Annotated in this window: 11 protein-coding genes; 8 read left to right on the forward strand and 3 right to left on the reverse strand. The window is 38.0% G+C overall.

Annotated elements, in window-relative coordinates:
* Positions 1–190: 190 nt before the first annotated feature.
* A complete protein-coding gene (locus CS060_RS13615; RefSeq protein ID WP_052025497.1) occupies positions 191–514 on the forward strand; it encodes a hypothetical protein in 324 nt (107 codons plus the stop codon).
* Positions 515–612: 98 nt separating this feature from the next.
* Here CS060_RS13615 and yoyE read toward each other — a convergent pair whose 3' ends face one another.
* The gene (yoyE, locus tag CS060_RS14375; protein WP_019417697.1) at positions 613–738 is read right to left on the reverse strand and encodes a protein YoyE; all 126 of its coding nucleotides are present in this window, start codon (positions 736–738) and stop codon (positions 613–615) included.
* Positions 739–819: 81 nt separating this feature from the next.
* On the opposite strand from yoyE, the gene CS060_RS13625 reads away from it, so the two are divergent.
* The 3 genes from CS060_RS13625 (at position 820) to CS060_RS13635 (ending at position 2859) form a co-directional block, all read left to right on the forward strand.
* Positions 820–1182: a hypothetical protein gene (locus CS060_RS13625; protein WP_035046463.1), complete on the forward strand. Its 363-nt coding sequence runs from the start codon at positions 820–822 to the stop codon at positions 1180–1182.
* Between the two features lie 105 nt (positions 1183–1287).
* Positions 1288–1992, forward strand: coding sequence for a purine-nucleoside phosphorylase (gene deoD, locus CS060_RS13630; RefSeq protein WP_035046461.1), 705 nt, complete (start codon positions 1288–1290; stop codon positions 1990–1992).
* A gap of 63 nt (positions 1993–2055) precedes the next feature.
* Positions 2056–2859 (forward strand): M15 family metallopeptidase, encoded by an 804-nt coding sequence (locus CS060_RS13635; protein ID WP_035046459.1) that lies wholly within the window; start codon positions 2056–2058, stop codon positions 2857–2859.
* Between the two features lie 2 nt (positions 2860–2861).
* Here CS060_RS13635 and CS060_RS13640 read toward each other — a convergent pair whose 3' ends face one another.
* Both CS060_RS13640 and CS060_RS13645 read right to left on the reverse strand, forming a co-directional pair.
* Complete coding sequence (locus CS060_RS13640; RefSeq protein ID WP_231563509.1) at positions 2862–3134, reverse strand: hypothetical protein; 273 nt, start codon at positions 3132–3134, stop codon at positions 2862–2864.
* A 139-nt stretch (positions 3135–3273) separates the two neighbouring features.
* On the reverse strand, positions 3274–4584 hold the full coding sequence (locus CS060_RS13645) for a Na+/H+ antiporter family protein (protein WP_035046455.1): 1311 nt from the start codon (positions 4582–4584) through the stop codon (positions 3274–3276).
* Positions 4585–4810: 226 nt separating this feature from the next.
* On the opposite strand from CS060_RS13645, the gene CS060_RS13650 reads away from it, so the two are divergent.
* From CS060_RS13650 to CS060_RS13665, 4 genes are all read left to right on the forward strand, one after another.
* Positions 4811–5689 carry a cation diffusion facilitator family transporter gene (locus tag CS060_RS13650; RefSeq protein WP_035046453.1) on the forward strand — a complete coding sequence of 293 codons (879 nt, stop codon included), beginning with the start codon at positions 4811–4813 and terminating at the stop codon, positions 5687–5689.
* A gap of 21 nt (positions 5690–5710) precedes the next feature.
* A complete protein-coding gene (gene rarD, locus CS060_RS13655) occupies positions 5711–6610 on the forward strand; it encodes an EamA family transporter RarD (RefSeq protein ID WP_035046452.1) in 900 nt (299 codons plus the stop codon).
* A gap of 107 nt (positions 6611–6717) precedes the next feature.
* Positions 6718–6822, forward strand: coding sequence for a YjcZ family sporulation protein (locus tag CS060_RS13660; protein ID WP_021094060.1), 105 nt, complete (start codon positions 6718–6720; stop codon positions 6820–6822).
* Between the two features lie 30 nt (positions 6823–6852).
* Positions 6853–6972, forward strand: a complete 120-nt coding sequence (locus tag CS060_RS13665) for a YjcZ family sporulation protein (RefSeq protein ID WP_082180243.1) — start codon at positions 6853–6855, stop codon at positions 6970–6972.
* Positions 6973–7057 lie beyond the last annotated feature (85 nt).

Below are 7057 nucleotides of genomic sequence, written 5' to 3' on the forward strand. Positions count from 1 at the left end.
AAAATACCCTTGTACCTATATATTAAAACAGCTTGTCGACTTTGTCGACAAGCTGAGGATTGGGTACTCCCAATCTTTTTTTTTTGCAAATCACATCATTTTATATATTCGACAAAAATAGTAAAAAAATGCAAAAGGAATCGACAAAACGAATCACTAATATGTTACGTAAAGTAAAGAAAGGGAGTGGATGTTAGTGATTCGGATGTTTATGGGGAAAATATTAAAATCAACACAATGTTATGATGTTACACTGTTTCAAACGCCAAAATTTGGTCAAATGAAAGGCTACCGCCAAGTATATCGATTGACGGTAAACGGTGAGGATCACGATGACGTATTAGCTCAGGTTTATCGCATGTTCAATGTCCCTGATTTAGTACCGAGAGATTATGAGGCACGTTATGTCGGAACAGGTGACATTTTACTCATTGACGAAGGAAGATACGGTCAATTTTTTTATCGGCTAAGTTCAGACGGATGGGAACGCATCCATCGCATGCATGTACGTTAAAAATGTCTTTAAATGTTCACAAAATTGTGCTATATTGTATATAGACAACTAGCACAAGGTTAGAGTATGATAAAAAATTCCCCTTGTGCACAAGGGGATTATTTTTTTCGTTTCTCGGCACTATACTCTTTATCGTGTGCTTCAGCTTCAGCAATTAACGTATCTTTTGGAACATGATTATTTTTTTTCGGACTATTGATACGGTTGCGATGTTTTTTTCCCAATCGTAATCCTCCTTTACATGTAGTCACATCCATTAACATCGACAAGATCGTAAAAAATATACATAAGGGGTGGAAAAAGCGATGTTTGCGTTCATCATTTCTTCAATTGTTGGGATTATTGCGATTTTTTGTTCATTGTTTATTAAATTTGAATTAGAACGTTTTATTGGAAGGAAAAAGAAGATTTTCTTACTCCATTTTGCAAACATTAGCCTCACTAACGTTGTGATTGCAAGCGCTTACTATGTGTTTAGTGGAATGTTTGAAACGAATGCACACCCATTTTACCTCATTTATTTAGCGTCTTTGGAAGCAATGTTACCCATTTACGTTGTTTGTTATTTAATATATGAGCATTACGAACAAGCGAAGAAAAAATATGTCGTAAGCGAAGATAAAAAAGTTTTATATGTAAAACCAAAGTATTTTCGAAAAATATCGTAACGAGGGCCCTCCCTCTTTTTTTTATACATGAAAAACAACGCTTTAGCGAAACATAGGAGTGTGGTATAGTATATATGCAACGATAAAGGTTAAAGGAGGATGTATATGAGCGTTCATATTGGAGCGAAAGAACATGAGATTGCGGATAAAATTTTACTTCCGGGAGATCCGCTTCGCGCAAAGTATATTGCTGAGACGTTTTTAGAAGGAGCTACTTGCTATAATCAAGTTCGCGGTATGTTAGGATTTACAGGTACATATAAAGGACATCGAATTTCTGTTCAAGGAACAGGTATGGGTGTTCCATCCATCTCTATTTATGTTACAGAATTGATGCAAAGTTATAACGTTCAAACATTAATTCGGGTTGGAACGTGTGGCGCTATTCAGAAAGATGTAAAAGTCCGCGATGTCATTTTAGCAATGGCATCTTCGACCGATTCCCAAATGAATCGGATGACGTTTGGAGGGATTGATTACGCTCCAACGGCCAACTTTGATTTGCTAAAAACAGCATATGAAATTGGAAAAGAAAAAGGATTGCAACTAAAAGTTGGTAGTGTATTCACAGCTGACATGTTTTATAATGAAAATGCACAGTTTGAAAAACTGGCGCGCTACGGTGTACTTGCTGTAGAGATGGAAACAACAGCGCTTTACACGTTAGCCGCTAAATTTGGAAGAAAAGCGTTATCTGTCTTAACAGTAAGTGATCACATTTTAACAGGGGAAGAAACAACAGCTGAAGAGCGTCAAACGACATTTAATGAAATGATCGAAGTCGCACTTGAGACAGCGATTCGTCAATAAAAAAAGAAAGCTCCTGCGGATCATTCCTCGCGGAGCTTTCTTCTATTCGTGAGGGAGAAAGAAATGAAAAAATGGTTATGTTGTTTTGTTATCATAATTAGCGGCTGCCAATCATTTGGATCACTTGAGCAAGAACAAAAACCGTCTAAACCCCCCGTACAAGTTGAAGAGCGATCTTCTGAAACACCAATGCCATCTTCCGAAACGAAGGAACAAGAAGAGCTTGTACTTGAAGAACAATTTTGGAATCAAATCGAAGTGCAAAATGGGGTAAAAGTTATTATGAATCCAGATAATGTACTAGCTTTAGTAAATAAAGAACAGCAATTACCAGCTGACTACAAGCCAGCTGACTTAGTCATTCCAAATGTTCCGTTTACATTTAAAGAAGCGAATATCGAAAAACGTCACATGCGTTCGGAAGCTGCAAAAGCGTTGGAAGCGCTGTTTACAGCAGCGAAACAACAACAAATCGAGCTATATGCTGTATCAGGATATCGCTCATATGAGCGGCAGCAACAACTATTTGCCTCCGAAGTTCAACGATTAGGGGAAGAGAAAGCAGTTGTTGCTGTGGCGATGCCCGGAAAGAGTGAACACCAAACAGGATTGGCGATCGATATTACAAGCCCGAGTGTTCAATATGCTATTACACCCACATTTGGTGATACACGAGAGGGAAAGTGGGTAGCTCAACATGCACATGAATTTGGTTTTATTATTCGCTATCCGAAAGGAAAAGAGCATATTACGAAATATCAATACGAACCTTGGCATTTGCGTTATGTTGGTAAAAAAGCTGCCAAAGTTATTTATGAGAAACAAATTACGTTGGAAGAATATTTTCAAATCGTAAAAAAAATATAAAGTTACACACATTTGAATACACAATATTTTTCAAATACATGTGCTAGTTTTTTAGAGATGTATATATATAATTCCGATCGATACACGGCGATTAGCGCTTGACGGAAATGCATTTGTTTAACGAATAAATCAATCTGTTTCTTGGCGTATTTCATTGCCTGATGTTGTGAAATAATTTGTTTTTTTATAATTTTCAATTCGATCTCTGTCAATAATGACACAGAAAAGCGAAGGATTGCAGCCTCTGTTTGGCCGATAAATTGCGAAATCATCATTCTCATTCCTCCTTCGTGCATATTTACAATTTTGAAATATACTTTACAATACATTAACATATTTGATTTAAAAAAAATGTCGGAATGTGCGCTGAATTTTCGACAAAAAGGGAGCTACTGTGTGAAAGTAGCTCCCTTTTTATAGCACCATCGCGGCAATCCATGCGAAAACAATGACTGGAATGTTGTAATGAATAAATGTTGGGACACATGTATCCCAAATGTGATGATGCTGACCATCCACGTTTAAACCCGATGTTGGGCCGAGTGTGCTGTCTGAGGCAGGTGACCCTGCATCACCAAGTGCACCAGCCGCACCAATAATCGCAATGGTTGCCATTGGGCTAAGTCCAAGCTTTATGCAAAGTGGAACGAAAATGGTTGCGATAATTGGAACAGTAGAAAACGAAGAACCAATTCCCATCGTGACAAGCAGTCCGACAATTAACATAAGCAATGCGCCTAATGCTGTGTTATGGCCAATAAGGGAAGCTGCTTGTTCAACGAGTTTCTCAATGTGTCCAGTTTGTTTTAATACGTTAGCGAAGCCTGAGGCGCTTAACATAACGAATCCAATAAATGCCATCATACGCATACCTTCTGTTAATAAGCGATCGCTCTCTGCTAAACGAATGCATCCGCTTAAAGAAATGACAACAATTCCCGCAAATGCTCCAAAAATCATGGAGTCAAGAGCAAGCTGTACGGTTAAAGCGGTGATGACAGCAATGATCGCAAACCACACTCCGCGTCGCTGAAACGATTGAGTATCTTCACTTTCTAGTTTTACTTGTCTATATGCGCGCGGTTTTCGATATGTGAAAAAAGCAAGAAGTAAACCAACGATCATTCCAAGCGAAGGTAAAAACATCGCTTTTGGAATATCTGATTTTGCAACAACTAATCCACCTTGAGCCATATTTGATTGTACAATATCATGAAAAATGGCTCCAAATCCGGTAGGCAACCACATATACGGGGTAATCAAACCAAATGTAATGATTGATGCGACTAACCGGCGATCCACTTGCAATTCATTTAAGACGTGCAAAAGTGGTGGAATCAAAATAGGAATAAACGCGATGTGGATTGGGATTAAGTTTTGTGAAAAACAAGACATGAATAAAATGACAAGAAGAACAAGTGCTTTGGAATATTGTGTCTTTTTTTCTTCCCCTTGTTTTCCAACGATTTTTATAATGACATGAACAATGGCGTTCGGCAATCCTGTTTTCGAAATAGCGATCGCAAATCCACCTAACAAAGCATAACTTAACGCCACTTCTGCGCTATTTCCTAATCCTTCCGAAAATACTTCAACTGTTTTAGAAAGACTAAGATTTCCTATCCAACCTCCTACTAACGATGCAATTAGTAATGAAAATACAACGTTCATTCGTATTAGACTAAGGATGAGCATGACGAGTACTGAGACGACAACCGCATTCATAATGTGACCTCCATAAAACACTTTAGTTTGATAAATTGGTAGAGTAATGAAACACTAAACAATCTATCACATTTATCAATCAGTCGTCAACAATAAATTTGGTTGAAGGAAATGTTATTGCATGTTCCCTAATGTTCTTCAATGAACCAATTTTGTTGCTATAGACCCACATGATGTATGCTTGATACAATGTTAAAGCAAAAATGTTCAAGAAGTTGGTGAATATATGAAGCAAATGAAACCAGAATTAGGTGCCTGGGTCAGTATTGGCTCTTACATTGTTTTATCTTTAGTGAAGTTATACGTCGGATACGTGTCAAATTCTGAGGCGTTAAAAGCAGATGGATGGAATAATTTTACTGATATTCTTGGATCAATTGCTATTTTAATTGGGCTGCTTATTGCGAAAAAACCGCGCGATAACAACCATCCGTACGGTCATTCACGCGCGGAACATATTTCGTCTTTGATTGCAGCATTTATTATGATGTCGATCGGTGTTGATGTGTTAATAAATGCGGTGCAAACATTGAAAGATAGGGAATATGTTCAACCGGATTGGATAGCGGTATGGACAGCAGGTGCTTCAGCTATATTTATGTTTTTGGTATATATGTTTAACAAACGTTTAGCGATGATGACAAATAGTCAAGCACTTGCTGCTGCAGCTAAAGATCATTTATCTGACGTGCTTGTTAGTGTAGGAACCGTCGTTGGTGTGGTTGGTGCTCAGTTACATATGCGTTGGCTTGATCCAGTTACAGCTTTTGTTATTGGATTTATGATTTGCAAAACAGCATGGGATATTTTTAGGGAAGCTTCCCATACGTTGACGGACGGTTTTGATGATGAAATGTTAAGGCGATATAAACAGGAAATTGAGCGTATTGACGGTGTGAAAAAAGTTGTCGATATTAAAGGAAGAATGTATGGAAATGAAGTGGTCATAGATGTTACAATTTGTGTTGCTCCGTATTTGAGTGTTGTAACCAGTCATGACATTGCCGATCAAGTGGAGCGTTTGCTTGAACAAAAATATGGCGTTGTTTATGCCCATGTGCATATTGAGCCGTATGAACAAGACCATGTTTTTCGCGGGGAGTGAGATGGAGAGAGGAGTTACAAAATGGAAAATAAAAAACTTGGCACGATTTATGCATTGCTTGCTTATGTGTTGTGGGGAATATTGCCTTTATATTGGAAATTACTTCAACATATCGGGGCAGAGGAGATTTTATCCTATCGTATTGTTGCTTCCTTTTTGTTTATGATTGCGTTGTTACTTATTCAAAAAAACTGGCCTACATTTTTGCATACATGTCGATTGTTATGGCAAGAAAAAAAACGGGCAATGGCTTTAATGATTGCATCATTGCTGATTAGTACGAATTGGTTTATTTACATATGGGCTGTCAATCATGATCATATGGTTGAAGCCAGTTTAGGATATTATATGAATCCATTGTTAAACGTATTATTAGGTGTCGTTGTATTAAAAGAACGTCTCTATAAGTGGCAAGTTGTATCGTTTATTTTAGCAGCTTTTGGGGTCGTGGTTATGACGATTGAATATGGGAAAATTCCATGGGTTGCACTTTCGCTTGCATGTAGCTTTTCGTTGTATAGTCTTGTGAAAAAGGTTATTTCTGTTGATGCAACCATTGGTTTAACTGTTGAGACGATGCTCGCCACTCCTCTGGCGTTCATGTTTATTATTCATTCGTTTGCACAGTTGCACGATGCCTCTTTTTCATTTGTAACGATGCTATTACTTGTAGGAGCTGGCCCAGCAACCGCATTGCCTCTTCTGTATTTTGCCAAAGGAGCGCAACACATTTCACTAACCCTTTTAGGATTTTTACAATATATTTCTCCGACGTTAAGTTTACTGCTTGGAGTGTTTTTGTTTCATGAGCCGTTTACAAACTCTCACATGTATGCATTTAGTTGTATTTGGATCGCTTTGCTTTTATTTTCACTTTCAAGCACATGGGAGAAACGAAGAGAAAAATCAGTAAATACGTAAAATGTCTGTCCACAGGACAGGCGTTTTTTTTACCCATTTTTTCAAAAAGCATAACGTTTTTCATAGTAGTTGAATAGGTTGTTAGTACAAGAAGGAGGTGTCAAAAGATGAGTGGAGGACATCATCATGGCGGTGGCTTTGCGTTAATCGTTGTATTGTTTATTTTGTTAATCATTGTTGGTAGTGCTTATATTGGTGGCTGGGGATATTAATTAAACAATCCATAAAGGGGGAAATACGTGATGTACGGATATGGCTATGGTTATGGTTATGGTTATGGTTATCCAGCATACGGAAAAACATTTGTGCTCATCGTTGTGCTCTTTATCCTGCTTATTATCGTTGGTGCAGCTTGGTGCTAAAAAGCAAGAGGGTTTTCCCTCTTGCTTTTATGGTGTGCTCGGCATGGGTGCAATCTATAGGGTGAAAGTCCCGAACTGCGAAGGC

This window comes from Anoxybacillus flavithermus (assembly GCF_002742685.1).
Lineage (GTDB): Bacteria > Bacillota > Bacilli > Bacillales > Anoxybacillaceae > Anoxybacillus > Anoxybacillus flavithermus_E.